Annotated in this window: 19 protein-coding genes, 1 tRNA gene and 1 pseudogene; 8 read left to right on the forward strand and 13 right to left on the reverse strand. The window is 71.5% G+C overall.

Features of this window, described 5'->3' with window-relative positions:
• Positions 1 to 6: 6 nt before the first annotated feature.
• Positions 7 to 1,293 (forward strand): outer membrane protein assembly factor BamB family protein, encoded by a 1,287-nt coding sequence (locus tag Ade02nite_RS31565; RefSeq protein WP_203771857.1) that lies wholly within the window; start codon positions 7 to 9, stop codon positions 1,291 to 1,293.
• Here Ade02nite_RS31565 and prfA read toward each other — a convergent pair.
• Both prfA and rpmE read right to left on the reverse strand, forming a co-directional pair.
• Positions 1,277 to 2,368: a peptide chain release factor 1 gene (gene prfA / locus Ade02nite_RS31570; protein WP_203771859.1), complete on the reverse strand. Its 1,092-nt coding sequence runs from the start codon at positions 2,366 to 2,368 to the stop codon at positions 1,277 to 1,279. The genes Ade02nite_RS31565 and prfA overlap by 17 nt on opposite strands.
• Positions 2,369 to 2,451: 83 nt before the next feature.
• The gene (rpmE, locus tag Ade02nite_RS31575; protein ID WP_203771861.1) at positions 2,452 to 2,676 is read right to left on the reverse strand and encodes a 50S ribosomal protein L31; all 225 of its coding nucleotides are present in this window, start codon (positions 2,674 to 2,676) and stop codon (positions 2,452 to 2,454) included.
• A 251-nt stretch (positions 2,677 to 2,927) separates the two neighbouring features.
• Here rpmE and Ade02nite_RS31580 point away from each other — a divergent pair, with 251 nt between their 5' ends.
• Complete coding sequence (locus Ade02nite_RS31580; protein WP_203771863.1) at positions 2,928 to 3,824, forward strand: phosphatase domain-containing protein; 897 nt, start codon at positions 2,928 to 2,930, stop codon at positions 3,822 to 3,824.
• On the forward strand, positions 3,821 to 4,444 hold the full coding sequence (locus Ade02nite_RS31585) for an RNA ligase family protein (protein WP_203771866.1): 624 nt from the start codon (positions 3,821 to 3,823) through the stop codon (positions 4,442 to 4,444). The genes Ade02nite_RS31580 and Ade02nite_RS31585 overlap by 4 nt, the downstream gene beginning before the upstream one ends.
• Here Ade02nite_RS31585 and Ade02nite_RS31590 read toward each other — a convergent pair.
• Positions 4,441 to 5,517 carry an NAD(P)/FAD-dependent oxidoreductase gene (locus Ade02nite_RS31590; protein WP_203771868.1) on the reverse strand — a complete coding sequence of 359 codons (1,077 nt, stop codon included), beginning with the start codon at positions 5,515 to 5,517 and terminating at the stop codon, positions 4,441 to 4,443. The two genes, Ade02nite_RS31585 and Ade02nite_RS31590, sit on opposite strands and share 4 nt — an antisense overlap.
• Positions 5,518 to 5,617: 100 nt before the next feature.
• On the opposite strand from Ade02nite_RS31590, the gene Ade02nite_RS31595 reads away from it, so the two are divergent.
• Positions 5,618 to 6,436 carry a helix-turn-helix transcriptional regulator gene (locus Ade02nite_RS31595; RefSeq protein ID WP_203771870.1) on the forward strand — a complete coding sequence of 273 codons (819 nt, stop codon included), beginning with the start codon at positions 5,618 to 5,620 and terminating at the stop codon, positions 6,434 to 6,436.
• 10 nt (positions 6,437 to 6,446) lie between these two features.
• On the opposite strand, the gene Ade02nite_RS31600 is transcribed toward Ade02nite_RS31595, so the two are convergent.
• From Ade02nite_RS31600 to Ade02nite_RS31620, 5 genes and pseudogenes are all read right to left on the reverse strand, one after another.
• Positions 6,447 to 7,613, reverse strand: coding sequence for a nitric oxide synthase oxygenase (locus Ade02nite_RS31600; protein WP_203771872.1), 1,167 nt, complete (start codon positions 7,611 to 7,613; stop codon positions 6,447 to 6,449).
• Between the two features lie 134 nt (positions 7,614 to 7,747).
• Positions 7,748 to 9,769: a transcription termination factor Rho gene (rho, locus tag Ade02nite_RS31605; protein WP_203771874.1), complete on the reverse strand. Its 2,022-nt coding sequence runs from the start codon at positions 9,767 to 9,769 to the stop codon at positions 7,748 to 7,750.
• A gap of 328 nt (positions 9,770 to 10,097) precedes the next feature.
• Positions 10,098 to 11,009: a homoserine kinase gene (thrB, locus tag Ade02nite_RS31610; RefSeq protein ID WP_203771876.1), complete on the reverse strand. Its 912-nt coding sequence runs from the start codon at positions 11,007 to 11,009 to the stop codon at positions 10,098 to 10,100.
• A 416-nt stretch (positions 11,010 to 11,425) separates the two neighbouring features.
• Positions 11,426 to 12,619, reverse strand: a pseudogene (locus Ade02nite_RS31615) (MFS transporter); the annotation flags it as partial.
• A gap of 26 nt (positions 12,620 to 12,645) precedes the next feature.
• Positions 12,646 to 15,825, reverse strand: a complete 3,180-nt coding sequence (locus Ade02nite_RS31620) for an efflux RND transporter permease subunit (RefSeq protein WP_203771880.1) — start codon at positions 15,823 to 15,825, stop codon at positions 12,646 to 12,648.
• A gap of 143 nt (positions 15,826 to 15,968) precedes the next feature.
• On the opposite strand from Ade02nite_RS31620, the gene Ade02nite_RS31625 reads away from it, so the two are divergent.
• Positions 15,969 to 16,427, forward strand: a complete 459-nt coding sequence (locus Ade02nite_RS31625) for a MarR family winged helix-turn-helix transcriptional regulator (protein WP_239169205.1) — start codon at positions 15,969 to 15,971, stop codon at positions 16,425 to 16,427.
• Here Ade02nite_RS31625 and thrC read toward each other — a convergent pair.
• The 5 genes from thrC to argS all read right to left on the reverse strand — a co-directional run bounded on the left by thrC (position 16,413) and on the right by argS (position 22,260).
• Positions 16,413 to 17,462 carry a threonine synthase gene (gene thrC / locus Ade02nite_RS31630; RefSeq protein WP_203771884.1) on the reverse strand — a complete coding sequence of 350 codons (1,050 nt, stop codon included), beginning with the start codon at positions 17,460 to 17,462 and terminating at the stop codon, positions 16,413 to 16,415. The genes Ade02nite_RS31625 and thrC overlap by 15 nt on opposite strands.
• 70 nt (positions 17,463 to 17,532) lie before the next feature.
• Complete coding sequence (locus Ade02nite_RS31635) at positions 17,533 to 17,901, reverse strand: VOC family protein (RefSeq protein ID WP_203771886.1); 369 nt, start codon at positions 17,899 to 17,901, stop codon at positions 17,533 to 17,535.
• Between the two features lie 2 nt (positions 17,902 to 17,903).
• On the reverse strand, positions 17,904 to 19,211 hold the full coding sequence (locus tag Ade02nite_RS31640) for a homoserine dehydrogenase (RefSeq protein ID WP_203771888.1): 1,308 nt from the start codon (positions 19,209 to 19,211) through the stop codon (positions 17,904 to 17,906).
• Positions 19,208 to 20,593, reverse strand: coding sequence for a diaminopimelate decarboxylase (gene lysA, locus Ade02nite_RS31645; RefSeq protein ID WP_203771890.1), 1,386 nt, complete (start codon positions 20,591 to 20,593; stop codon positions 19,208 to 19,210). Before lysA ends, Ade02nite_RS31640 begins: the two co-directional genes overlap by 4 nt.
• Positions 20,594 to 20,595: 2 nt before the next feature.
• Positions 20,596 to 22,260 (reverse strand): arginine--tRNA ligase, encoded by a 1,665-nt coding sequence (argS, locus tag Ade02nite_RS31650; RefSeq protein WP_203771892.1) that lies wholly within the window; start codon positions 22,258 to 22,260, stop codon positions 20,596 to 20,598.
• Positions 22,261 to 22,345: 85 nt separating this feature from the next.
• Between argS and Ade02nite_RS31655 the strand changes: the two genes are divergently transcribed.
• The 3 genes from Ade02nite_RS31655 to Ade02nite_RS31665 all read left to right on the forward strand — a co-directional run bounded on the left by Ade02nite_RS31655 (position 22,346) and on the right by Ade02nite_RS31665 (position 23,957).
• Entirely contained in the window at positions 22,346 to 23,155 is an 810-nt protein-coding gene (locus Ade02nite_RS31655) for a thioredoxin-like domain-containing protein (RefSeq protein ID WP_203771894.1), read from the forward strand.
• The gene (locus tag Ade02nite_RS31660; RefSeq protein WP_203771896.1) at positions 23,155 to 23,811 is read left to right on the forward strand and encodes a DUF305 domain-containing protein; all 657 of its coding nucleotides are present in this window, start codon (positions 23,155 to 23,157) and stop codon (positions 23,809 to 23,811) included. Before Ade02nite_RS31655 ends, Ade02nite_RS31660 begins: the two co-directional genes overlap by 1 nt.
• Before the next feature lie 74 nt (positions 23,812 to 23,885).
• A tRNA-Arg gene (locus tag Ade02nite_RS31665) sits at positions 23,886 to 23,957 on the forward strand.
• The last annotated feature ends 294 nt before the right edge of the window (positions 23,958 to 24,251 follow it).

A 24,251-nucleotide genomic window follows, 5' to 3' on the forward strand; every position in this document is an offset into this window, starting at 1 on the left:
CCGAGAATGGCCACGATCGAGCTCGGCGAGATCTCCGGCAGGCGCCCGGAGGACTCTCGCCCGCTCGGTCGCGATCGGCGGCTCGCGGCCGCGGCGGTCGTGGTGCTCTGCTCGCTCACGGTCGCCGGTTCGGCCGTTCCCGCGCCGCGCGGTGTCCGTCCGCTGTGGAGCGTGTCCGGGATGGGCAGCCCGAGCTCGGCGCTGACCGCCGACTCGGCATACGTGTACCGCAGCGATGCGAACAGCACCCGCGTCAGCGCGTACGACCTCGCCAGCGGCCGGCTGCGCTGGCAGCGGTCGTTTCCCGGCGCGGCCGGCTACGTGCAGGTCGCCGAGCGGGCGGGCCTGCTGCTGATCCCGGCCGAGGTGAGCCGGACGGCCCGGCCCGGCTACGAGACGGTGGCGCTCTCCGCGGCCACCGGCGCCGAGGCGTGGCGCGCGCCCGGCGAGCCGTACACGGTCGGCGGCGACACCGCGCTGATGACGGAGTACGCGGCGGACGGCGGCCTGCTGCGCGTGCGGCTGGCGCGGCTCGGCGACAACAGCACCGTCTGGAGCCGCGACACGCCGGGCGTGCGCAACCAGGTCGTGGCGATGTCCGGCGACCGGCCCGGCGCCGTGGTCACGGCCACCGCGTCCGGCGAGATCCGCGTCTACGCGTACGCGACCGGCGCTCTCACGGCGTCCGGCCGGATCCCGATGGTCGAGCCCCGGCCCGAGGAGGGCTACTTCAACGACCTCGTCGCCGGCGGCGGGCATCTGGTCGTCAACCAGGCCCGGGGCGGCGTCTTCGAGCTCACCGTCTATCGCCTGGACACCCTGGAGGAGTTGTGGAACATCCACGACACCGAGGGGTACGCGTTCGCGTGCGGCCCGTCGCTGTGCCTCAGCGGGGCGGGCGGCCTGGTCGCGTACGACCCGGCGACCGGGCGTGTCCGGTGGCGCCTGCCGGAGGCCACCAACGCGCTCGCCGTCGGCGCGGAGCGGCTGGTGGTCGACGACGGCAGCGAGGAGGGCGAGCCGGCGCTGGTCGACGCGGCGACGGGCGAGCCGGTCGGCGAGCCGGGCCGGGGCAGCGTGGTGTGGAGTCCCGCGCCGGGCGGCAGCGTGCTGCTCCTGCGCTCCACGGTCTCGCCGCCGGGGCGCACGGCGGTGACCCGCTGGGAGCTGGCGACGGGCCGGCAGGCACTGCTCGGCACGATCGGCCGCATGCCCGGCTATCAGTGCCAGTCGACCGGCCGGTATCTCACCTGCGCGCGCGGCGACCTCTTCGAGGTCAGCGAGGTGCCGTGAAGCCGGCCTCACCGGCCAGGCGCGCCTGCCGGTCGGCCTCGGCGAGGGCGTCCAGCACACCGTCGAGCTCGCCGCCGAGGGCCAGGTCGAGGTTGTAGGCGGTGTAGCCGATCCGGTGGTCGGTGATCCGGTTCTGCGGGAAGTTGTACGTGCGGATGCGCTCGGAGCGGTCGACCGTGCGCACCTGGGCCTTGCGCGAGTCGGAGGCGGCCGCGTCGGCCTCCTCCTGGGCCATCGCGAGCAGCCGGGAGCGCAGGATGCGCAGCGCCGACTCCTTGTTCTGCAGCTGGCTCTTCTCGTTCTGGCAGCTCACCACCGTGCCCGTGGGCAGGTGGGTGATGCGGACGGCGGAGTCGGTGGTGTTGACCGACTGGCCGCCGGGGCCGGACGAGCGGAAGACGTCGATGCGCAGGTCGTTCGGCTCGATCTGGACCTCGACCTCCTCGGCCTCGGGCAGCACCAGCACGCCCGCCGCCGAGGTGTGGATGCGGCCCTGCGACTCGGTGACCGGCACGCGCTGCACCCGGTGCACGCCGCCCTCCCACTTGAGGCGGGACCAGACGCCGTGGCCGCCCTCGGGCACGCCCTTGGTCTTGACCGCGACCGAGATGTCCTTGACGCCGCCGAGGTCCGACTCCTGCGAGTCGATCACCTCGACCACCCAGCCGCGGCGCTCGGCGTAGCGGGTGTACATGCGCAGCAGGTCGCCGGCGAAGAGCGCGGACTCCTGACCGCCCTCGCCCGCCTTGATCTCGACGATCACGTCCTTGGCGTCGTTGGGGTCGCGCGGGATCAGCATCTCGCCGAGCTTCTCCTCCAGCGGCGGCAGCGTGGCCGCGACCGCCTCGACCTCGGAGTTGAAGGCCGGGTCCTCGGCGGCGAGCTCCTTGGCGGCGGCCAGGTCGGCGCGGGCGGCCTCGAGCTCGGCGTTGGCGGCGTAGATCGGCGCGAGCTCGGCGAACCGGCGGCCGACGCGGCGCACGAGGGCCTGGTCGGCGTGGATGGAGGGGTCCTCCATCTGCCGCTCGAGCTGCTCGTATTCCTCGAGAAGGCTGGTCAGCCGGTCGGTGCTCACGGGTCTCTCCCCACGCTGAAGGACGGATCACATGCGAACGGCGCCCGCCCCGTGACTACCGGGTGCGGGCGCCGTCGACGCAGTTACTTCTTCTTCGCGGCGGTGACCTTGGCGTACTTGGCCTGGAACTTCGCCACGCGGCCCGCGGTGTCGAGGACGCGCTGCTTGCCGGTGTAGAACGGGTGGCAGGCGCTGCAGGTCTCGACGCGGATCTCGCCGCCCTTGGCGGTGCTGCGCGTGGTGAAGGTGCTGCCGCAGGAGCACACGACCTCGGTGGTGTGGTACTCCGGGTGGATGCCGCTCTTCATGTTTCTCGGTCCCTCTCAGTATGGTGGTCGCCGGGTCGCTGTCAGCACCGCGCCGCCCCGCCAGGGCCGGTGGCTCTGGGGGCGACGGGCTCGGGCGTGAACCGGAACCGTGGCCGATGGACCAGTCTGCCATGCCTCGGGCATTCCCGAGAAATCGCGGGTCCGTGCTGCCCAACGCAGGGCTCCGCACTGGTATTCCACGCCACTATCGCGAATAATGTCCGTTTCTCGTCCGGTACTGTTCCCGGTGAATGACCAGACTGCTGATCACGCGGGGTCTGCCGGCGTCCGGCAAGACCACCTTCGCGCGCAAGCTCCAGCCCGGCGTGGTGCGGGTCAACCGTGACGACCTGCGCCGGATGCTGCACGGCACCCGGCTCTACACCCAGTGGGCCGAGGCGCAGGTCACCGACGTCCAGCGGGCCACCGTCGAGGCGCTGCTGCGGCGGCGCACCAGCGTGGTCGTCGACGACACCAACCTGCGGGCCGGCAAGGTGCGCGAGTGGGCCGAGCTGGCCGCCCGCTACGGCGCCACCTTCGAGGTGCACGACTTCACCGACGTACCGCTGCGGGAATGCATCCGCCGCGACGCCTCCCGAGCTCCCGAGGAGCGGGTCGGCGAGCGCGCCATCCGCGAGATGTTCGACCGCTATCTCGCGAACCGGTCGCTGCCCCTCCCCGTGCCCTTCGTGCCGCCCGGCGGGCCGGGCATCGTCTACGCGCCCGACCCGGAGCTGCCGCCGGCCCTGCTCGTCGACATCGACGGCACGGTGGCCCTGATGAACGGGCGCGGCCCGTACGACTGGGACGAGGTCGGCTCGGACCTGCCCCACCAGGCGGTCATCACGGCGGTCCGCGCGATGCACGCGGCCGGCAACGCGATCGTCTTCTGCTCGGGACGCGACGAGGTCTGCCGCGCCGAGACCGAGGCCTGGCTGGACCTTTACGTCGGGGTGCCGTACGAAGCACTATTCATGCGGCCGTGGGGCGACAGCCGCAAGGACTGGGTGGTCAAACAGGAGATCTTCGAGGAGCGGATCCGGGACCGCTGGCGCATCGTCGGCGTGTTCGACGACCGGCAACAGGTGGTACGGATGTGGCGGGAGCTCGGCCTGACCGTGTTCCAGGTGGCGGAGGGGGATTTTTGAGCGTCAAGTACCCGCGCACCTTCCACCTGCCCGACTCCCCCGGCGCCACCCACGACGACAAGGTGCAGCACGATCTGTCCTGGCTGGACGGTGAGCTCGTGGTGACCGAGAAGCTCGACGGCGGCAACCTCACCTTCACCCGCGACGCGATGTACGGCCGCTCCCCCGACTCCGGCACCCAGCCGTGGGACCGGCCCGCCAAGGCGCTGTGGGCCATGACGGCCTACCGGATCCCGGACGACTGGCGGGTCTGCGGCGAGTCGATGTGGGCGCGGCGCAGCATCGCCTACTCCGACCTGCCCGGCGTCTTCATCGTCTTCGGCATCTGGGACGAGACGGACACGCTGCTCGGCTGGGACGACACCGTCGACTGGGCGCGGCGGCTCGAGCTGCCGGTGGTGCCGGTGCTCTACCGGGGCGGCAGCCTCTCCGAGGCCCGGGCCGCCTGGCCCGCCCAGCGCGACGAGACGTGCTCCGAGGGCTACGTGGTGCGCGCGGCCGGCCGCATCCCGGCCGCCGACTTCGACCACAAGGTGCTCAAGTGGGTGCGCGCCGGCCACGTCCGCACCCCCGGCTCGTGGCGCCACCGCGACGACTTCGCGGTGAACGAGTTCGCCTAGGCGGCGCCGAGCAACTCGCGGAAGTGGTCGAGCAGGAAGGTCCCCTTGAACGCCGCGGTCGCCTCGGCGTCGAAGAGGCCCAGCTCCGGGGCGTAGCCCACGCCGCCGGACGGTCCCAGCGAGAGCATGATCCCGTCCGTGAACGGCTCGTACGCGGTGAGCGGCCCGCCCTCGATCAGCGCGCGGATGTTCGCGGCGGCCACCTCGGCCTGGCGCCCGGCGGCGCGGCCCACCTTCAGCTCCGGGGTGTCGTTGAGGTCGCCGACCGCGAAGACCCGCTCCTGCCCGGCGACGCGCAGGTGCTCGGTGACCGCCAGCCGGCCGCCGGGCCGCCGGGCCGCGGCCAGCTCCGGGCCGAGGTAGGAGCTCGGCACCGTGCCGCCGTAGCAGGCGAACCACAGGTCGGCCGCGAGCGCCTCGCCGTCGCCGGTGGTCACCGTGAACGCGCCGACCGCGCCGGCCGGGGTCGCCGGCGGGGTGTCGAGCTTCGTGTCCAGCAGCACCCGCACCCCCAGCGCGTCCAGCTGCCGGGTCAGCTCGGCGCGGAACTCGGCGGGGAACCGCCCGCCGAGCAGGTCGGGCACCGGGTCGACGAGGGTCACCGGCTTGCCCGGCCAGGCCGTCGCGATCTCGCCGGCGAACTCCAGGCCGATCGCCCCGGCGCCGAGCAGCAGCACCCCGGTCGCCCGGTCCAGCGCGTCGTGCAGCTCGCGCAAGCGCCGCGCCGCCGTGACCGGGCTCGTCGTGCCGAGCCGGGTCGGGAAGGGCCCGGCCGAACCCGTGGCCAGCACGAGGTAATCGGCGTCGAGCCGCGCCCCGGAGGCGAGCTCGACCACGCCGGGCCGCACGTGCGCCGCGGTGTCGCGCACCAGCCGGCCACGGGACAGCAGGCCGTCGTACGGGAGGAACATCTTCTCCACCCAGGCCGGGTCGGCCGCCGCGCGCAGCTGGGCGACGTGGTGGAAGAACGCCTCCTTCGGCTCCACCAGCGTCACCTCCGCGACGTCGTCCAGCGTCCTGGCCACCACAGCACCGGCGTAACCGCCGCCCACCACAATCACTTTCGCAGTCATGCCCCGACTTTCGTGCGGCCGGCGCCGGGCGGGGAGACCGCGCCCAGAGTGGTAGCCGCAGGGACACCTTCGCCGGCCGCGACGTGGTTACAGTCGATCGGTGGCCGACAACGAGCTGGGCGATTTCCTGCGCGCGCGCCGGGCCGCGGTGACGCCGGCCGAGGTCGGGCTGCCCCCGGGCCCCCGGCGGCGCACGCCCGGCCTGCGCCGCGCCGAGGTGGCGATGCTCGCCGGCGTCAGCGTGGAATACCTGATCCGCCTCGAGCAGGGCCGCGACCGCCATCCGTCCCCGCAGGTGCTGGCGGCGCTGGCCGGGCCGCTGCGGCTCACCGCGGCCGAGCGCGACCACCTCTACCGGCTGACCCGCAAGTCGGGCCCGGCCTGCGCGGGCCTCGCCAAGGACCCGGTGCGCACCGTGCGGCCGGGCCTGCTGGCGGTGCTCGCCCAGCTGGAGCCGGCCGCGGCGATGCTGGTCAACCAGGTCGGCGACGTGCTGGCCGCCACCGAGGGCTTCCGCCGCCTGGCCGCGCCGATCGGGCTGCTCGACGGCGATCCGCCCAATCTGATCCGGTACGTCTTCACCGATCCGCGCGCCCGCGACGCCTACCCGGACTGGGCGCACGTGGCCGACGAGCAGGTCGCGGCGCTCAAGGACGGGCCGCCCCGGCCGGAGTTCACCGGCGAGCTGACCGCGCGCGCCGGTGAGGAGTTCGCCGAGCGGGTCGCGCGGGTCCCGGGGCTGCCCCGCGCGCACGGCCTGCTGCGCCTGGTGCACCCCGAGGCCGGGCCGCTGCGGTTGTCGTACGAGATGATGGCCCTGCCCGGCGACAGCGGCGTGCGGCTGGTGGTCCAGCTCCCGGCCGACGAGGCCACCGCCGAGGCGCTGCACCGCATCGCGCCCCTGCGGCTGGTCTCGTGACGGTCTCTGGCTAGCCCCCGTGCGGGCAGCGGGAGCCCTCTTTCGCCAGGGTGGCGGCCTCCGCGTCGAGGTAGAAGTTGGGGCGCAGGTCCGCCTCGTCGTAGTAGCGGTGGAAGACCGGCGTCACGCCGCTCGACAGCGGAGGCACGATCCAGGTCCAGTCGGCCGGCACCTTGCGGCCCGCCCGCTCCTCGTTCGCGATGTGCTTGAGGAAGCGCTCCGACTCGGTGTGGTGGTCGGACATCTTGACGCCGGCCTGTTCGAAGGAGTGCAGCACCGCCCGGTTGAGCTCGACCAGCGCCCGGTCCTTCCACAGCGTCGACGCCCGGCTCGTGTCCAGGCCCATCCGCGCCGCGATCCTCGGCAGCATGTCGTAGCGGTCGACGTCGGCCAGGTTGCGCGCGCCGATCTCGGTGCCCATGTACCAGCCGTTGAACGGCGCCAGCGGATAGTGCACGCCGCCGATGGTGAGCCGCATGTTCGAGATGGCCGGCACCGCGTGCCAGCGCAGGCCGAGCTCGGCGAACCAGTCGAACTCGGGATGGGTCAGGGTGACCTCGCGGATTGCCCGTTCGGGCAGTTCATAGAGGCGGACGCCCTCGGACGGCGTCTCGATCGCCAACGGCAGCACGTCGAACTGCTCGCCCTTGCCGCGCCAGCCGAAGCCGCGCATGGCGGCGGTGAACCGCTCGAGCCGCGAGTCGCCGACCGGGCGCCCCTCGGCGTCGCGGTAGCCGGCGTAGCGGATCAGCTGCTCGTTCCAGACCCGGGCGTACGGCCGTCCGGGCTGTGCGGGGGCGAAGACGCTGATCACCGGGCGGATCGTGCCCTCGCCGGCGGTCCGCAGGTGGTGCACGAGCAGCGAGAAGATGTCGTCGGCGGTGCGCGCCCGGCGGCGGTCGAGCACCATCAGGCTGCGCCAGTAGAGCCGCCCGATGCAGCGGCTCGCGTTGCGCCAGGCCATCTTCGCGCCGTACGCGAGCTCCTCGGTGGTGTGCACATAGGTGCCCGTCGCGGCGATCTGTGCCCGGACGATGGCGAGCCGCGGCTCGACCGGGCCGAGCCGGGGGTTCTCCGTGTAGCACTGCCGGAGGAAGTCCTCGGCCTCACCGGGGTCGGCCGGTGCCGCCGGGTCCCACGTCTCGGGCGGTACATCCCGATAGCCGGGCACGTTCATTCGAGCGCCTCCCACCAAAGAGCCGATGGCATAGGGGAGGTTGGCACGACCCTGACCGGTAAGAACCACACATCCTGTGCGTCACAAACGAAGCAGCCCCTCCGTTAAGAGGGGCTGCGTCCGTTTTTGCCTTATTACTCGCCAGGGGTGGACTTGGCGATCTGCATCAGGAACTCGACGTTGGTCCGCGTCTGCTTGAGGCGGTCGAGGAGCAGGTCGAGCGCCGCACCCGAGTCGAGCGAGTGCAGCACCTTCCGGAGCTTGTGGATGATCGCCAGCTCTTCCTTGCCGAGCAGGATCTCTTCCTTGCGCGTGCCGGACGGGTCGATGTCGATGGCCGGGAAGACCCGCTTGTCGGCGATCTTGCGGTCGAGCTTGAGCTCGGCGTTACCCGTGCCCTTGAACTCCTCGAAGATCACCGTGTCCATCATCGAGCCGGTCTCGACCAGCGCGGTGGCGAGAATCGTCAGCGAGCCGCCGTTCTCGATGTTGCGCGCCGCGCCGAGGAACCGCTTCGGCGGGTAGAGCGCCGTCGAATCGATACCACCCGACATGATGCGGCCGGAGGCCGGCGCCGCCAGGTTGTACGACCGGCCGAGCCGGGTCACCGAGTCGAGCAGCACGACCACGTCGTGGCCCAGCTCGACCAGGCGCTTGGCCCGCTCGATCGCCAGCTCGGCGACCGTGGTGTGGTCCTGCGGCGGACGGTCGAACGTGGCCGCGATGACCTCGCCCTTGACCGAGCGCTGCATGTCGGTGACCTCTTCGGGCCGCTCGTCGACCAGCACGACCATCAGGTGGCACTCGGGGTTGTTGTGGGTGATCGCGTTGGCGATCGCCTGCAGGACCATCGTCTTGCCGGCCTTGGGCGGCGAGACGATGAGCGCCCGCTGGCCCTTGCCGATCGGCATGACGAGGTCGATGACCCGGGTGGTCAGGATGTGCGGCTCGGTCTCGAGACGCAGGCGCTCCTGCGGGTAGAGCGGGGTGAGCTTGTAGAACTCCGGACGGCGCCGGGCCTCCTCGGGCTCCATCCCGTTGATGGTGTCGAGCCGCACCAGCGGGTTGTACTTGTCGCGCCGCTGGTCACCGCCGCCCTCGCGCGGGGTGGCCCGCACGGCACCGGTGACCGCGTCGCCGCGGCGCAGGCCGTGCTTCTTGACCTGGGACATCGACACGTAGACGTCGTTGGGGCCGGACAGGTAGCCGGTCGTCCGCACGAACGCGTAGTTGTCGAGCACGTCGAGGATGCCGGCGACCGGCACCAGCACGTCGTCCTCGCCCACGTGCGGCTCGCGGCCGCCGTCGCGCTGACCGCCCTCGTTGCCGTCCCGGTCACCGCGGCCGCGCCGGCGGTCCCGGAAGCGGCTGCGACGGCTGCGACGGCCGCCCTCGCCGTCGTTGTCGTCGTCGTGGTCGTCCCGCTGGTTGCGGTCGTCCCGCTGGCTGCGGTCGCCACGGTCGTTGCGGTCACCGCGGTCGTCCCGCTGGCCGCGATCCTCGCGCGGGCCGCGGTCGTCCCGCGGGCCGCGGTCGTCCCGCGAGCCACGGTCGTCCCGCTGGTTGCGGTCGTCGCGGTTGCGCTGACGGTCGCGGTTGCGCTCGCCGCGCTCGGACCGCTCGGTGCGCTCCGGGGTCTCCGTCGCGGCCGTCTCGGCCGGCGCGGTGACTGCCGGAGCCGCGGCCGTCTCGGCCGCGACGGCCGGGGCGGTCTCGCGCGGCGCCGTCTCACGCGGGGCACGCTCACGGCGAGCACGCTCGCGGCGGCTGCCACCCTCGGCGGCGGGAGCCGCCTCCGGCTGCGCGGCAGCGGTCTGCGGCGCCTCGGCGACGGGCGCCGGCGGCTCGGCCGCGGGAGCCTCCGCCGCCGCGGTCGCGGTGGCCTTGGCCTCGCTGCGGGGGCGCGGCGCGGACTCGGCCGCGGCAGCCGGAGCGCCACCGCTCTGCTTCTCGGTGATGGCAGTGATCAGCTCGCCCTTACGCATCCGGGCAGTGCCCGAGATGCCGAGAGAAGCGGCGAGGCTCTGCAGCTCGGGCAGCAGCATCGCGGACAGCCCGGTGCCGCCCCGGCGGCGTCTCGTGGCGGTCGCGGTGGTGCCGGCGCCGGCGTCAGCGACGTCAGAAACACCCGACGTCACGTCGGTGGTGTCGCTCAATGGATTCCTTCCGTCGGAAAAAGCCCGAGACTCCCGGTTTCTGCAGCCTGGTGGCCGGGTGTCCCGGTACCCGCCTCGCACGAGCGGCGCGGGAGTTTGTGCAGCACGGCAGCTCGACGGTGTCCCTGCTCGTCAGACGTTGACGAGTAGGTCTCGGCGAGTGCAGCGACCTTTCGATGCTGCTCGGCGTGTGCCTTTGAGGAGGTGAGACGGCCAGATGGCCACATGGGTCTCGGGGGTGCGCGCCGAACCGCAGAATCGCTTGCTTCGCGGCTGTGCTTGGTCTTGAGCGTAGTCAACTCGTGCGACCTGCGGCAACAGGGCCCCGCTAGGCGAGTTCCACCATACTCCCTTTGACAAGAGCACCGGCGGCATCCACGCCCAACGTCTCGGCGCGCCATTCTGTTCCCGGGTGAAAATCGCCCGGGACCTCGGTCAACGCCAGCACCGACGGGCCCGCCCCGCTCACCACGGCGGCCACGCCGACCGAGCGCAGCGCCGCCACGAGCGAGGCGGTGCCGGGCATCGCGTCGGCGCGATAGCCCTGGTGGAGCCGGTCCTCGGTGGCCGCGTGCAGCAGCGCGGGATCACTGGTCAGCGCATGGGTGAGCAACGCCGCACGGCCGGCGTTGAACGCGGCGTCGGCGTGCGGCACGGCCGACGGCAGCGCGGCACGGGCCGACGCGGTGTATCCCCGCTCCTTCGGCACGAAAACCGTCGGGTGTACGCGATCCGACACCGCCAGCCGCACGGCGCGCGCGCCGGCCCCCTCGGTCCAGGCGATGGTGAAGCCGCCGAGCAGGCACGGCGCGACGTTGTCCGGGTGACCCTCGAGCCGGGCGGCGACGCGCAGCGCGCCCTCGTCGTCGAGCAGGTCACGGCCGCCGGCCACCAGGCCCCGCGCCAGCTGGACGCCGCCGACGATGGCCGCCGACGACGAGCCCAGGCCGCGCGCCTGCGGGATGCGGTTGACGCACTCGACGGCCACGCCGGCGGGGCGCTCGCCCATCTCGTCGAAGGCCGCGAGCATCGCGCGCAGCACGAGGTGGGTCTCGTCGCCGGGCAGCTCGCCCGCGCCCTCACCCTGGACGGCGACCGTCCAGCCGCCGCCGGTGACCCGCGCGGTGAGGTCGTCGTAGAGGGTGAGCGCCAGGCCCAGCGCGTCGAAGCCCGGACCGAGATTGGCGCTGGTCGCCGGCGTGCTCACGGAGACCGGCTCGGTGCTGAACGTCAGGCCCATCGCCACAGACTAGGCGCTGATCATCTACCTTCCTGTCGCACCCACCCACTACGGTCTGCCTCGTGTACGCGATCGGCATCCTCATGGTGCAGCTACCGGTCCTGGCCGTGCTCGTCGCCGGCCTGGTGATCCTGTCGTTGCCGGGCCGCCGGCTGCCCGGCCGCGCCGGCGCGCTGGCGCGGGCCGGCCTCGTGGTCCTGTTGGTCCAGCTCGGCGTGTCGGTCGTGTGGAACGTCGTCTTCACCGAGGTCGTCGTCCAGGGGCCGTTCGACATGTCGGTCACCAACATCGGCGTGGTCAACGCGATCGTCGGCTTCATGCTCGCGGTCTTCTTCGCCGCCGGCCTGGGCCTGCTGATCGCGGCCCTGGTCAGCGCCCGATCCCGATCCGAGGGGGCCGACGGCTGACGGCTTGCCGAGCCTTCTCGTCGCGACGCGCCAGCCGATCGCGTAGAGCAGGGTGATCAGGCCGCAGCCGGCCAGGATGAAGCGCTCGTCCACCACGTCGACGACAGCGGTGGCGCCCAGCTGGCTGACGGCGATGGCCATCGTCGCGAGCATCAGGTCGGTGGCGAAGACGCGGCCGCGCAGCCGGTCGGGCACCTCGCCCTGCAGGGCGTAGTTCGACAGCGTCCAGTTCGCGCCGCCCGCCAGGTGCGCCACGAAGACCAGGGCGAGCACTGCCGGGAACCACGGTGTCACCGCGACGCCGAGGTAGCTGGCGCCGTAGAGGGCCATCGACAGCGCGAGCCCCGGGAAGAGCCACGACCTGCGGCGCAGCACCGGCCGCAGCAGGAACGGGCCGACCAGCGCGCCGGCGCCGCGCACGGCGAAGAGCAGGCCCGCGCCGAGCACCCCCGCGCCGTGCATGCCGGCGATGAGCGGAAAGACGATGAGCACGCCGTTGCCGAGGCCGGCCGCGCTCTTGACGGTGACCAGCGCCCGGATCCGCGGATGGGTGCGCAGGTAGCCGAGCGACTCGCGGATCGCGTGCGCCGTCCGCTGCGGCTCGGCGCCGTCGCGGGGCGCCTGCATCGGGCGGCGGATCAGGGCGGTGAGCACCGCGCCGGTGAGCAGGCAGGCGCCGGCGACGCCGAAGCTGACATAGGGGCCGAACGCCGCGCCGACCACGCCGCCGAGCGACGCGCCGACGATCGTCATCGTGCCCCACGTCGAGCCGGAGACCGCGTTGGCGGCGGACAGGTCGGCACGGTCGACGATGTTCGGCAGGGCCGCGGACGCGGCCGGCGAGTAGAAGGCCTTGGCGATCGCCATCAGGCCGATCGCCACCAGGGCGAGCGGCGCGGTCGCGGCCGACCGGACCGTGAAGAGCAGCAGCACCCCGGCGAACACGGCGAGATTCGACAGAATCAGGATCTTCCGTCGATCGAACCGGTCGGCCAGGGTGCCGGTGAACTGCAGGAGCAGGGCGTTGATGCCCGTGTCGACGGCGAGCACCAGCCCGCCCCAGATCCCGCTGCCGGTGAGCTCGGGGAGCAGCACCAGCAGCGGGACCATGACGAACCAGTCGGAGCCGAAGACCACCAGCTCGGCTCCGAAGAGCCGCCGGAAGTCCCGGTTACGGGTAAGGACTGAGAACGCTCCTGACACGTACCGGAACTTACCGGTCGAGCTCGTCAGCCCTCTTGCCGCTTGGGCATCTTGAGGACCTCGAACTGGTCGGTGTAGCCGCGCAGGGCGCCGGCCGGCTCCTTCGGCGGCTCGGGCGCCTCCTCGGTCACCACCGGGATGCCCTTCTTCGCGAGGCGCTTGGCCCGCCGCTTCTCCTTGCGGTTCTCGACCATCGTGTAGAGCGTCGGCACCAGCACCAGGGTGAGCAGCGTCGAGCTGACCAGGCCGCCGATGACCACAATGGCCAGTGGCTGCGAGATGAAGCCGCCCTCGCCGGTGAGGCCGAGCGCCATCGGGATCAGCGCGAAGATGGTCGCGATCGCGGTCATCAGGATCGGCCGCAGCCGGTGCCGGCCACCCTCGATCACCGCCTCCTGCACGCCCATGCCCTGCGCCCGGTAGTGGTTGATGAGGTCCATCAGCACGATGGCGTTCGTCACCACGATGCCGACCAGCATCAGCACACCGATCAGCGCGGGCACGCCCAGCGCCGTGCCGGTGACCAGCAGCAGGATGATCGCGCCGGTCGCCGCGAACGGGATCGAGACCAGCAGGATGATCGGCTGGATCAGGCTGCGGAACGTCGCCACCATGATGATGAAGACGATCGCGATGGCGGCCAGCACGGCGAGCCCGAGCTGCTGGAACGCCTCGGCCTGGTCGGCGCTGACGCCGCCGACGGTGGCCGTGGCGCCGGCCGGCAGGGTGAGCGCGTCGAGCTTCTTCTGCAGGTCACGGGTGGCCGCGCCGAGGTCGGAGCCGGTGGCCGTGCCGGTCACCGAGACCGTGCGCTCGCCGTCGACCCGGGTGACCTCCTCGGGACCGCTGACCTGCTTGATGTCGGCGACCTGGCTCAGCGGCACCACGCCGCGGGCGGTGGTGATCGGCAGCTTCGCCAGCGCCGCGGGGTCGGCCGGCGGGGTGCCGAACGAGATCACGACGTCCTCGGTGGCGCCGTCGACCGACATCTGGCCGGCGGGCGCCGAGCGGAACGCACCGGAGACGGTCTGGGCGATCGACGCCTCGGTCAGCCCGTACTGGGCCGCGACGTCGCGCTTCACGGCCACGTCGAGGCGCGGGACGCTGGCCGCGAGCGTGCTGGTCGCGTCGATCACGCCCGGCGTCTCGGACATCGCCTTCTGCACCTGCTCGGTGGCGGTGGCGAGCGCTTCGGCGTCGGAGGACTTGACCTGGACCGCGAGCTCGCTGCCGCCGCCGAGACCCGAGTCGTCGGCGCCGACCGTCACCTCGCCGACGTCGCTCAGCTTGCCGATCTCGTCGCGCAACTCGTCGGTGATCTTCACCGCGTCGGCGTCCTCGTCGAGGCCCACGTTGAAGGTCGCCGTGCTGGCGCCGCCCCCGCCGAGGAACGGGTTGAAGTCGCCGCCGCCGACCGAGACCTGGTAGGCCTTGATGCCGTCGGTCTTGGCCAGCACGTCCTCGATCTTCTTGGCCGCGGCGTCGGTCGTCGCCAGGTTGGTGCCGACCGGCAGCTCCTGGCTGATGCTGAGCGAGTCCTGGCCGGACTGGTCGAGGAAGTTCGTCTTGAGCTGGCCGGCGAGCACGCCCGTGCCGAGCAGCACGACCAGGCCGATGGTCAGCGTGGTCCAGCGGCGCTTGGTGGCGAAGCGGATCACCGGCAGGTAGCCGCGTTGCAGCGGGTTGCGCCGCTCCTTCTCCTCGGCGGCCCGGCGGACGGCCTCGGTGTCGGTGCCCTCCGGCGGCGGCTTGAGGAACCAGTACGCCAGCACCGGCACCACGGTCAGCGCCACGAAGAGCGAGGCGATCAGCGCCACGGTCACGGTGATCGCGAAGGACGAGAAGATCTGGCCCACGAAGCCGCCGACCAGCGCGATCGGCGCGAACACGGCGACGGTGGTCAGCGTGGAGGCGGTCACCGCGCCGGAGACCTCGCGCACGGCCGAGATGATCGCGTGGACCTTCTCCTCGCCGTACTCCAGATGTCTCTTGATGTTCTCCAGCACGACGATCGAGTCGTCGACCACGCGGCCGACGGCGATCGTCAGCGCGCCGAGGGTGAGCAGGTTGAGCGTGTAGTCGCCGACCCAGAGCGCGATCAGCGCGATCAGCACGGACAGCGGGATCGACACCGCCGTGACCAGGGTCGAGCGCACCGACAGCAGGAAGATCAGGATGACGATCACGGCCATCACGAGGCCGAGCAGGCCCTCGGTGGTGAGGCTCTCGATCGAGCGCTCGACGAACGGCGCCTGGTCGGTGACGACGGTCAGCTTCGCGCCGGAGTCCTTCTCGAGGTCGGCCAGCTTGTCGCGCACCTCGTGGGAGATGTCGACCGGGTTGCCGTCGGGCCGGGCCGTGACCGCGATGCCGAGGCTGGCGGCGCCGTCGGTGCGGGTGTAGGACGTCGCGGCCGGCAGCTTGCTCTCGACCGTGGCGACCGAGCCGAGCTGGACGGGGCCCCGGCTGCCGGTGAGGTAGACGCCCCTGAGCTGGTCGATCGAGGTGATCGGGGTGCCCACCTGCACGGTCAGCGACTTGTCGCCCTCGTTGACCGCGCCGGCCGGCACCGAGATGCCGTTCTGCTGGAGGACCGTGGTGATCGCCTGCGGGTTGACGCCGGCGGCGGTCAGCTTGGCCAGGTCGGGGGCGATGACGACCTGCTCCGCGCGAGCACCGGTGATCGTGGTGTCGCGGACGCCCTCGATGGCGTTCAGCTCCGGCACGACCGTCTCGTTGAGCTTGTCGAGCAGCGCGCTCTCGTCGCCGCCGCCCGACGCGGCGAGCACGATCGCCGGGATGTCGTCGGTGCTGCCCGCGAAGATGGTCGGCTCGACGTCGTCGGGCAGCTGCGGCTGCACCCGGTTGACGGCCGTGGTGAGCTGGTTGACCGCCGAGTCGATGTCGGTGCCGTAGACGAACGCGACGGTGACCGTCGCGACGCCCTCACGGGTGGTCGAGGTGACGCTGTCGATGCCGTCGAGGCCCTTGGCGGCGTCCTCGAGGGGCTCCGTGATCTGGTCCTGGATGATCTCCGGGCCGGCGCCCGGGAGCGTCGCGGTCACGAAGGCCGCGGGGAACTCGATCGACGGGAACAGCTGCTGCTTGAGCGACGGGATGGCGAAGATCCCGAAGCCGGTGATGACGATGGCGACTAGAGCGACCAGGCCTCTGTTGGCGAGGCTGAGCCGGGTCAGGAATGACATGTGCTCTCCCCCGGTAATAGTTCGTCCAGCATGAATAGTTTGCCTGACGCGAACAAATGGTTTTTCCCCGGGGTGCACTGGTAGCGTCCGTCACCAGATGGACGCAAAGCGGCCATCATGGCGTCACAGGGAAAGGGTCGGCGGTGGCCGAGAAGGAACAGCTCATCGCGGACATTATGGGCGCGCAGCGCCGACTCCAGGACCTGATCGCGGAGGACCAGGCCGATCCGCTGTTCTCGTCCCACCTGACGTTGTCGCAGCTCAAGATACTCATGCTGCTCTCCCGGCACGGCAATGTGCCGTTCGGCGAGCTCGCCGGCCTGCTCGGGGTCGGCGCCGCCGCGCTCAGCGGCATGATCGACCGGCTCGTGGTGCAGGACCTCGTGACGCGCACGGAGGACCTGCACGACCGGCGGGTGCGCCGGATCGGCCTGTCACGGTCGGGCAGCGAGCTCATCGGGAGCATCTTCAACGCCGGGGAGGCGAAGATGCGCACGCTCCTCAGCCGCCTCTCAGCGGAGGAGCTCGATCGGGTGGCTCAGGCCGTGCTGCTGCTCGTCAAGGTCGCCGACGAGGAGTGGGGCCGCTCAGGCGAGGCCTAGCTCGCGGGCGGCGACCAGTACGTCGTTCTGGATCGTGGTAGGCGACGGGGCCGTGGAGATGGCCCACTCGGGGTCCTTGAGGCCGTGGCCGGTGACCGTGCAGACCACGGTGGCACCCGCGGGCACCTTGCCCGCCTGCGCCTGCTGGAGCAGGCCCGCCACGCTGGCCGCGCTGGCCAGCTCGACGAAGACGCCGACCTCGCGGGCGAGCAGCCGGTAGGCGGTCAGGATCTCGCGGTCGGTGACCGACTCGATCAGGCCGCCGGAGGAGTCGCGGGCGTCGAGCGCCTTGGTCCAGCTCGCCGGGTTGCCGATGCGGATCGCGGTGGCGATCGTCGACGGCTCCTCGACCACCTTGCCGGTGACGATGGGCGCCGCGCCGGACGCCTGGAACCCGTACATCTTGGGCAGCTTGCTGCTGTTGCCCGCGTCCTTGTCCTCGCGGTAGCCCATCCAGTAGGCCGAGATGTTGCCCGCGTTGCCGACCGGGAGGCAGTGAATGTCGGGGGCGTCGCCGAGCGCCTCGACGATCTCGAACGAGGCCGTCTTCTGCCCGTGCAGCCGGAAGATGTTGACCGAGTTGACCAGGGCGACCGGGAAGTCCTGCGACAGCTTGGAGGCGAGCGCCAGGCAGTCGTCGAAGTTGCCGTTGACCTGGAGCAGCTTGGCGCCGTGCACGAGCGCCTGCGCCAGCTTGCCCAGCGCGATCTTGCCCTGCGGCACGAGCACCGCGCAGGTGAGGCCGGCGCGGGCCGCGTACGCCGCGGCGGAGGCGCTGGTGTTGCCGGTGGAGGCGCAGATGATGGCCTTGGCGCCGTCCTCGACCGCCTTGGACACGGCCATGGTCATGCCGCGGTCCTTGAACGAGCCGGTCGGGTTGGCGCCCTCCACCTTGAGGTAGACGTCGGCGCCCGTGCGCTGGGACAGCACGGGTGCGGGCACGAGCGGTGTGTTGCCCTCGTGCAGCGTGACCACGGGGGTGGCGCCGGTGACCGGCAGCCGGTCCCGGTACGCCTCGATCAGTCCCCGGTACATGGTCGTCTCCCTCTGTCGCTGACCTGCAACAGCGTGCCTCAGAACGCCGAATCTTGGGACATCGCGTCCACTATTCGGGACTGTGGCACACCGCCTCGACGTTGTTGCCGTCCGGATCGCGGACAAAAGCACCGTAGTAGTGCTCGTGGTACTCCGGATGGACCGCCGGCTCGTGCAGCACCTCGGCGCCGGCCGCGACCGCCGCCGCGAAGAACGCGTCGACCTCGGCCCGGCTCGCCGCGGCGAAGGCGATGTGCGACTCGCGGAAGCCCTCGCCCTCGTTGAACTCGCCGATCCAGAACTCGGCGTGGTCGGTGCCGTAGCCCATCGCCACGCTGAAGTCCATCAGCCGCCGCGCGCCCAGCGGCGCCAGCGCCGCGTCGTAGAAGGCCGCGCTCGCGGCCAGGTCGGCACACTGGAACCCCACGTGGTCGAGCATGGCTAGGCCCCGCCCTCGACGCGCAGCACGCTGGCGATGGACCGGACGATCTCGAGCCGCGACAGCGCCTCGACCGTGGCCGCCAGATTGGCGTCCGGCGCGCCGTGCGTGACGATGACCAGCTTCGCGTCCTCCTCGCGGCCCGACTGCCGCACGGTCGCGATGGAGACCTCGTGCTTGGCGAAGACACCCGCCACCGCCGCCAGGACGCCCGGCTTGTCGGCCACGTCGAGGTTGATGTGATAGCGCGTCACCGCCGCACCGATCGGGCGGATCGGCAGGTGGGCGTAGTTGCTCTCGCTCGGCGCCCGGGTGCCGGCCAGGCGGTTGCGGGCCGCCGCGACGATGTCGCCGAGCACCGCGCTCGCGGTCGGCCGCCCGCCCGCGCCCCGGCCGTAGAACATCAGCTGCCCCGCCGCGTCGGCCTCGACGAAGACCGCGTTGAACGCGTCGCCGACGCTCGCCAGGGGGTGGCTGCGCGGGATCATCGCCGGGTGCACGCGGACGCTGACCGACTCGTGGCCGGCCTCGTCGGGGCCGCGCTCGGCGATGCAGAGCAGCTTGATGGTGCAGCCCATCTCCTTGGCGCTGGCCATGTCGCCGGCGGTCACGCCGGTCATGCCCTCGCGGAAGACGTCCTCGGCGGTCACCCGGGTGTGGAAGGCGAGCGACGCGAGGATGGCCGCCTTGGCCGCGGCGTCGAAGCCCTCGACGTCGGCGGTCGGGTCGGCCTCGGCATAGCCCAGCTCGGTGGCCTCGTCGAGCGCCTCGCTGAAGCCGGCGCCGGAGGAGTCCATGGACGACAGGATGAAGTTGGTGGTGCCGTTCACGATGCCGGTCACCCGGGTGACACGGTCGCCGTGCAGCGACTCGCGCAGCGGGCGCAGCAGCGGGATCGCGCCGGCCACCGAGGCCTCGTAGTAGAGGTCGGCGCCGCCCTCGGCCGCCGCGTCGTGCAGGGCCCCGCCGTCCTCGGCGAGCAAGGCCTTGTTGGCCGTGACGACGCTCTTGCCGGCGCGCAGCGCCTCGACCAGCCACGTGCGGGCCGGCTCGATGCCGCCGACCACCTCGATCACCACGTCGACGTCGTCGCGCTTGACCAGGCCGAGCGCGTCGGTGGTGAACAGCGCCGGGTCGACCGGGAGCTCACCGCGCTCGCGGCCGAGCCGGCGCACCGCGATCCCGACGATCTGGAGGGGCGCGCCGATCCGGGCCGTCAGGTCCTCGGCCTGGTCGTGCAGCAGGCGGACCACTTCCGAACCGACGGTGCCGCAGCCCAGCAGGGCCAGGCGAACCGCTTTCTCACTCATCCGACATCCAATGCGAGCAGGTCGTCCTCGGTCTCCCGGCGCACGATCACGCGCGAGGCGCCGTCGCGCACCGCGACCACCGGCGGCCGAGGGACGTGGTTGTAGTTGCTGGCCATGCTCCGGCAGTACGCCCCGGTGCCGGGCACCGCGAGAAGATCTCCGGGCTGCACGTCCGCGGGCAGGAATTCATCCTTCACGACGATGTCCCCGGATTCACAATGCTTTCCCACCACGCGGGCCAGCAACGGCTCGGCGGTGCTCTCCCGGCCGGCGATCGTGGCCGAGTAGGAGGCGTCGTAGAGGGCCGTGCGGATGTTGTCGCTCATGCCGCCGTCGACGCTCACATAGGTGCGGATGCCGTCGACGTCCTTGACCGTGCCCACCTCGTACAGCGTGAAGACGGCCGGCCCCACGATGGCCCGGCCCGGCTCGATGGAGAGCCGGGGCTTGCGCAGCGAGGCCAGCTCGCACTCGCCCTCGACGATCTTGTTGATGCGTTTGGCCAGGTCGCCCGGGGTCGAGGGCGTGTCCTGGGTGGTGTACGCGATGCCGAAGCCGCCGCCGAGGTCGAGGTCCGGCAGCTCGACGCCGCGCGCGTCGCGGATCTGCGCCTGGAGCTCGATCACCCGGCGGGCCGCCACCTCGAAGCCGCTGGTGTCGAAGATCTGCGACCCGATGTGCGAGTGCAGGCCCTTCAGCTCCAGGACGCCTTCGTCGAGGATCTTGATGGCCGCCTGGAAGGCCGCGCCGCCGGCCAGCGAGAAGCCGAACTTCTGGTCCTCGTGCGCCGTCGCGATGAACTCGTGGGTGTGAGCCTCGACACCCACCGTGACGCGAATCAGGACGTTCGGCCGCTTACCCATCGTTTTCGACAATTCGGACAAGCGCTCTATTTCTTGAAACGAGTCGACGATGATGCGGCCGACGCCCGCGTCGAGCGCCCTTCGCAGCTCCGAGATCGACTTGTTGTTGCCGTGGAAGCCCATCCGCTCCGGCGGGAAACCGGCCGCCAGCGCCACCGCGAGCTCGCCGCCCGAGCAGACGTCGAGGAAGAGGCCCTCCTCGTCGATGATCCGCACGACCGCCTTGCAGAGGAACGACTTGCCCGCGTAGAAGACGTCCGCGCCGGCGAAGGCGTCCGCGAAGTCACGGCAGCGCGCCCGCAGGTCGTCCTCGTCGAGCAGGTAGGCGGGCGTGCCGTGCTCGGCCGCCAGGTCGGCGACGCTCACGCCGCCCACCTCCAGATGCCCGTCCGCCGTGCGGCTGACCGTGCGCGGCCACAGCTCCGGCACCAGGGCGTTGACGTTGTCGGGCGTACGCAGCCACGCCGGCCCCCGGTGCCCGAGGTCGCCGTGCAGCGCCCCGGCCTCATGCGCTCGCATCCCTACATCCTTTCGGGCGCCGAGACGCCGAGCAGGCCCAACCCGTTGACAATCACCTGACGGGTGGCGTCATTGAGCCACAGCCGCGCGCGGTGGGTCTCGGTGATCGGCTCGTCCCCCTGCGGCTTCACGCGGCACTTGTCGTAGAAGCGGTGGTACGCCCCGGCCAGCTCCTCCAGGTAGCGCGCGACGTGGTGCGGCTCGCGGAGCTGGGCCGCCCGCGCGACCACGTCCGGATATTCGCCCAGCGCCTTGAGGAGCTCGTTCTCCTTCTCGTGGCTGAGCAGCTCGGGGTGGAAGTCGGCCACCTCGCCCCGGGTCACCCCGGCCTCGGCCGCCTGCTTCGCCACGTTCGACGTGCGGGCGCCGCAATATTGCACGTAGTAGACCGGGTTGTCGTTGCTCGCCCGGGTCCACACCGCGATGTCGAGGTTGATCGGCGAGTCGGACGAGTAGCGGGCCAGCGCGTACCGCGTGGCGTCCACCCCGAGCGCGTCGACGAAGTCCTCCAGGGTCACGACCGTGCCGGCGCGCTTGCTCATCCGCACCGGCTCGCCGTCACGCACCAGGTTGACCAGCTGGCCGATGAGGATCTCGAGATTGGTGTCCGGATCGTCGCCGAAGCAGGCCGCCATCGCCTTCATCCGGCCGATGTAGCCGTGGTGGTCGGCGCCCAGCATGATCACGACGCGGTCGAAGCCGCGCTTGCGCTTGTCGAGGTAGTAGGCGCAGTCGGCGGCGAAGTAGGTCCAGTCGCCGTCGGACTTGCGCAGCACCCGGTCCTTGTCGTCGCCGAACTCGGTGGTGCGCAGCCAGGTGGCGCCGTCGGCCTCGAAGATGTGCCCCTGCTCGCGCAGCCGGTCGAGGGCCTCCTGGAGCTCGCCCCGGTTGTGCAGGTCCTTCTCGTTGAAGTACGTGTCGAAGTGCACGCCGAACTCGGTGAGCGACTGCTTGATCTCGGCGAACATCAGGTCGACGCCGACACGCCGGAACGTCTCGAGCGCCTCGGCCTCGTCCAGCTGGAGCACGTCGGGGGCCTCGGCCACCACGGCGGTGGCGATCTCGGCGATGTACGCGCCGCCGTAGCCGTCCTCGGGGGCCGGCTCGCCCTTCGCGCTCGCGTACAGCGACTTGGCGAAACGGTCGATCTGGGAGCCGGCGTCGTTGAAGTAGTACTCCGTGCCGACCTCGGCGCCGGCCGCGCGCAGCAGCCGGGAGAGCGCGTCGCCCACAGCGGCCCACCGGACGCCGCCGATGTGCACCGGGCCCGTCGGGTTGGCCGAGACGAACTCGAGGTTGATCTTCTCACCGGTGAGCGTGCCCGAATGCCCGTACTCCGCACCGGCCAGCACGATGTCGCGGGCCAACACGCCCGCGGCGGCGGCGTCGAGCCGGATGTTGAGGAAGCCCGGACCGGCGATCTCCACCGACTTGATGCCCGGCTGGCTGCTCAGCTCCTCGGCGAGCGCGGCGGCGAGCTCGCGCGGCGCCACACCGGCCTTCTTGCCCAGTTGCAGGGCCAGCGTCGAGGCGTAGTCGCCGTGCTCGGGGTTGCGGGGTCGCTCCACCGCGGTCGACTCCGGCAGCGCGGAGACGTCGAGGCCGCGGGTCTCGAACACGGCACGAGCAGCTGAGAGAACGGTGGCAGCAAGGTTGGCGGGAGTCACTCAACCATGCTATCGGGGGTAGACTTCGACGCTCGGTGGCCACCCACGCACCGCTTTCCCTCTCCTGACGAATCGACGAGGAACGATGAGCATGAGCACGCCGGGTCCCGAGAGGGTCCCGTCCACCGTCAAGGTCGGCAAGACCTCCGGTCAGGGCAAGCCGCCCGCGGGTGGTTCTTCATCACGCTCCGGCGCTTCTCGTCCCGGCGCCAAGAAGGCGGCACCCGGCAAGGGCGGCAAGGGCAAGGGCCGCAAGCCGGTCACCCCGGTCAAGGTCGCCGGTGGCCGCAACTGGGGCCCGATCGCGGTGGCCGGCGTCGTCGTGCTGATCGCCGTCGGCATCATCGGCTACGGCGTCTTCGCCGCGGTCAAGGGCGGCGGCAGCTGGGAGGACAGGCTCAACGCCATCGACGGCGTCGTCGACTACCGCGCGCAGAAGAACGCGGCGATCGACGCGCGCGACCACAAGGACGGCACGCTCCAGTACGTGACGAGCCCACCGGTCGGCGGCGCGCACAACGGCGTCTGGCAGAACTGCATGGGCGACGTCTACACCGAGCCCATCGCCAACGAGCACGCGGTGCACAGCCTCGAGCACGGCGCCGTCTGGGTCACGTACAAGCCCGGCCTGGCCGCCGGCCAGATCGACGAGCTGAAGAAGAAGGTCGAGGGCCAGGACTACATGTTCATGTCGCCCTACGCGGGCCTCGACAAGAACGTGTCCGTGCAGGTGTGGGGCTACCAGCTCAAGACCGACGACGCGAGCGACAGCCGCATCGACGAGTTCATCAAGAACGCGCGCCTCAACGCGTCCATGGAGCCCGGCGCGGCCTGCTCCAGCGGCAACACCACCACCGGCCCGGTCACCGCGTCCGCCCCCGGCGCCGGCAGCTGATGTCGGTCTCCACCGACCCGTCCTCCACGGTCGCCGCCCCAGCCTCTCCGGGCGGCGACCGCCGGGTCGGCGCCTGGTGGCTGGTGGCGGCCCTCGTGCTCGGCCTGGCCCTCGGCGTGGGCGGCGGCCTGCTGATCCCCCGCTTCACCACCCCGGGCGACGACTCGGCCGAGGCGGGCTTCCTCCGCGACATGTCGACCCACCACGCCCAGGCCGTCGAGATGTCGATGATCGCCCACGCCGACTCCACCGACAGCCGCATCGTCACCCTCGCCGGTGACATAGCCCTGACCCAGCACGGCCAGATCGGCTACATGCAGGCCTGGCTGCGCGACTGGGGCCTGAGCCCCACCAGCTCCCAGGAGCCCATGGCCTGGATGCCCGACTCGGCCGGCTCCGTGGTCAACGGCCTCATGCCCGGCATGGCCACCCCCGACCAGCTGACCAAGCTGCGCGCGGCCACAGGCAAGGACCTGAACGTCCAATACCTGACCCTGATGCGCCAGCACCACCTGGGCGGCATCCACATGGCCCAGGAGATCCTGAAGCTCTCCGACCACAAGGACGTCACCTGGCTGGCCCAAACCATGGTCACCGGCCAGCAGAGCGAGATCAACCTGATAGACCAGCTCCTGAAGAGCATCCAGGGCACCTGACCCACCCCGGCGCCGCCAACCCCTATCCCGTTGGCGGCGCCGTTCGGGAGCCTGCTAGGCTTCTGAACCACTGAGCCCCCGTAGCTCAGGGGATAGAGCGTCGCCCTCCGGAGGCGAAAGCGCAGGTTCGAATCCTGCCGGGGGCACTTGAGTCTTCCTGGGGCCCGAGCCCCAGACCCCACGCCGTGGGGGCAAGCCCCCCGGATCCCCCAATCAGTGTTTGTGCTGGCCACAACGATGGTCGCGCTCGCTTCGCGTGCCAGACTGGATCTCAGCGAGTCTCCCTCAGCACAACGGTGGCCCCTATAACCTTGCCCGGCTGTGCTCGACTCTCAACGACCCTCCACGGTGATTCCTACCGAGGCTGTACCGGTGCTGTAGCAATGCTGACGACACCGCAGGGCCGACTCGCTCATTGGCAGGGAAGCGAGGCGTTGCCC

Origin of the sequence: Paractinoplanes deccanensis, from assembly GCF_016862115.1 — a bacterium.
GTDB classification, from domain to species: domain Bacteria; phylum Actinomycetota; class Actinomycetes; order Mycobacteriales; family Micromonosporaceae; genus Actinoplanes; species Actinoplanes deccanensis.

What these genes read in the sequence shown, in the direction of transcription:
- Ade02nite_RS31565 (WP_203771857.1), top strand. Translation starts at nt 7, where the DNA reads ATGGCCACGATCGAGCTCGGCGAGATCTCCGGCAGGCGCCCGGAGGAC.
- Ade02nite_RS31655 (WP_203771894.1), top strand. Translation starts at nt 22,346, where the DNA reads ATGAGCATGAGCACGCCGGGTCCCGAGAGGGTCCCGTCCACCGTCAAG.
- thrB (WP_203771876.1), bottom strand. Translation starts at nt 11,009, where the DNA reads ATGGGCCTGACGTTCAGCACCGAGCCGGTCTCCGTGAGCACGCCGGCG.
- Ade02nite_RS31635 (WP_203771886.1), bottom strand. Translation starts at nt 17,901, where the DNA reads ATGCTCGACCACGTGGGGTTCCAGTGTGCCGACCTGGCCGCGAGCGCG.
- Ade02nite_RS31640 (WP_203771888.1), bottom strand. Translation starts at nt 19,211, where the DNA reads ATGAGTGAGAAAGCGGTTCGCCTGGCCCTGCTGGGCTGCGGCACCGTC.
- Ade02nite_RS31590 (WP_203771868.1), bottom strand. Translation starts at nt 5,517, where the DNA reads ATGACTGCGAAAGTGATTGTGGTGGGCGGCGGTTACGCCGGTGCTGTG.
- Ade02nite_RS31580 (WP_203771863.1), top strand. Translation starts at nt 2,928, where the DNA reads ATGACCAGACTGCTGATCACGCGGGGTCTGCCGGCGTCCGGCAAGACC.
- Ade02nite_RS31620 (WP_203771880.1), bottom strand. Translation starts at nt 15,825, where the DNA reads ATGTCATTCCTGACCCGGCTCAGCCTCGCCAACAGAGGCCTGGTCGCT.
- lysA (WP_203771890.1), bottom strand. Translation starts at nt 20,593, where the DNA reads ATGCGAGCGCATGAGGCCGGGGCGCTGCACGGCGACCTCGGGCACCGG.
- thrC (WP_203771884.1), bottom strand. Translation starts at nt 17,462, where the DNA reads ATGTACCGGGGACTGATCGAGGCGTACCGGGACCGGCTGCCGGTCACC.
- Ade02nite_RS31660 (WP_203771896.1), top strand. Translation starts at nt 23,155, where the DNA reads ATGTCGGTCTCCACCGACCCGTCCTCCACGGTCGCCGCCCCAGCCTCT.
- Ade02nite_RS31600 (WP_203771872.1), bottom strand. Translation starts at nt 7,613, where the DNA reads ATGAACGTGCCCGGCTATCGGGATGTACCGCCCGAGACGTGGGACCCG.
- rpmE (WP_203771861.1), bottom strand. Translation starts at nt 2,676, where the DNA reads ATGAAGAGCGGCATCCACCCGGAGTACCACACCACCGAGGTCGTGTGC.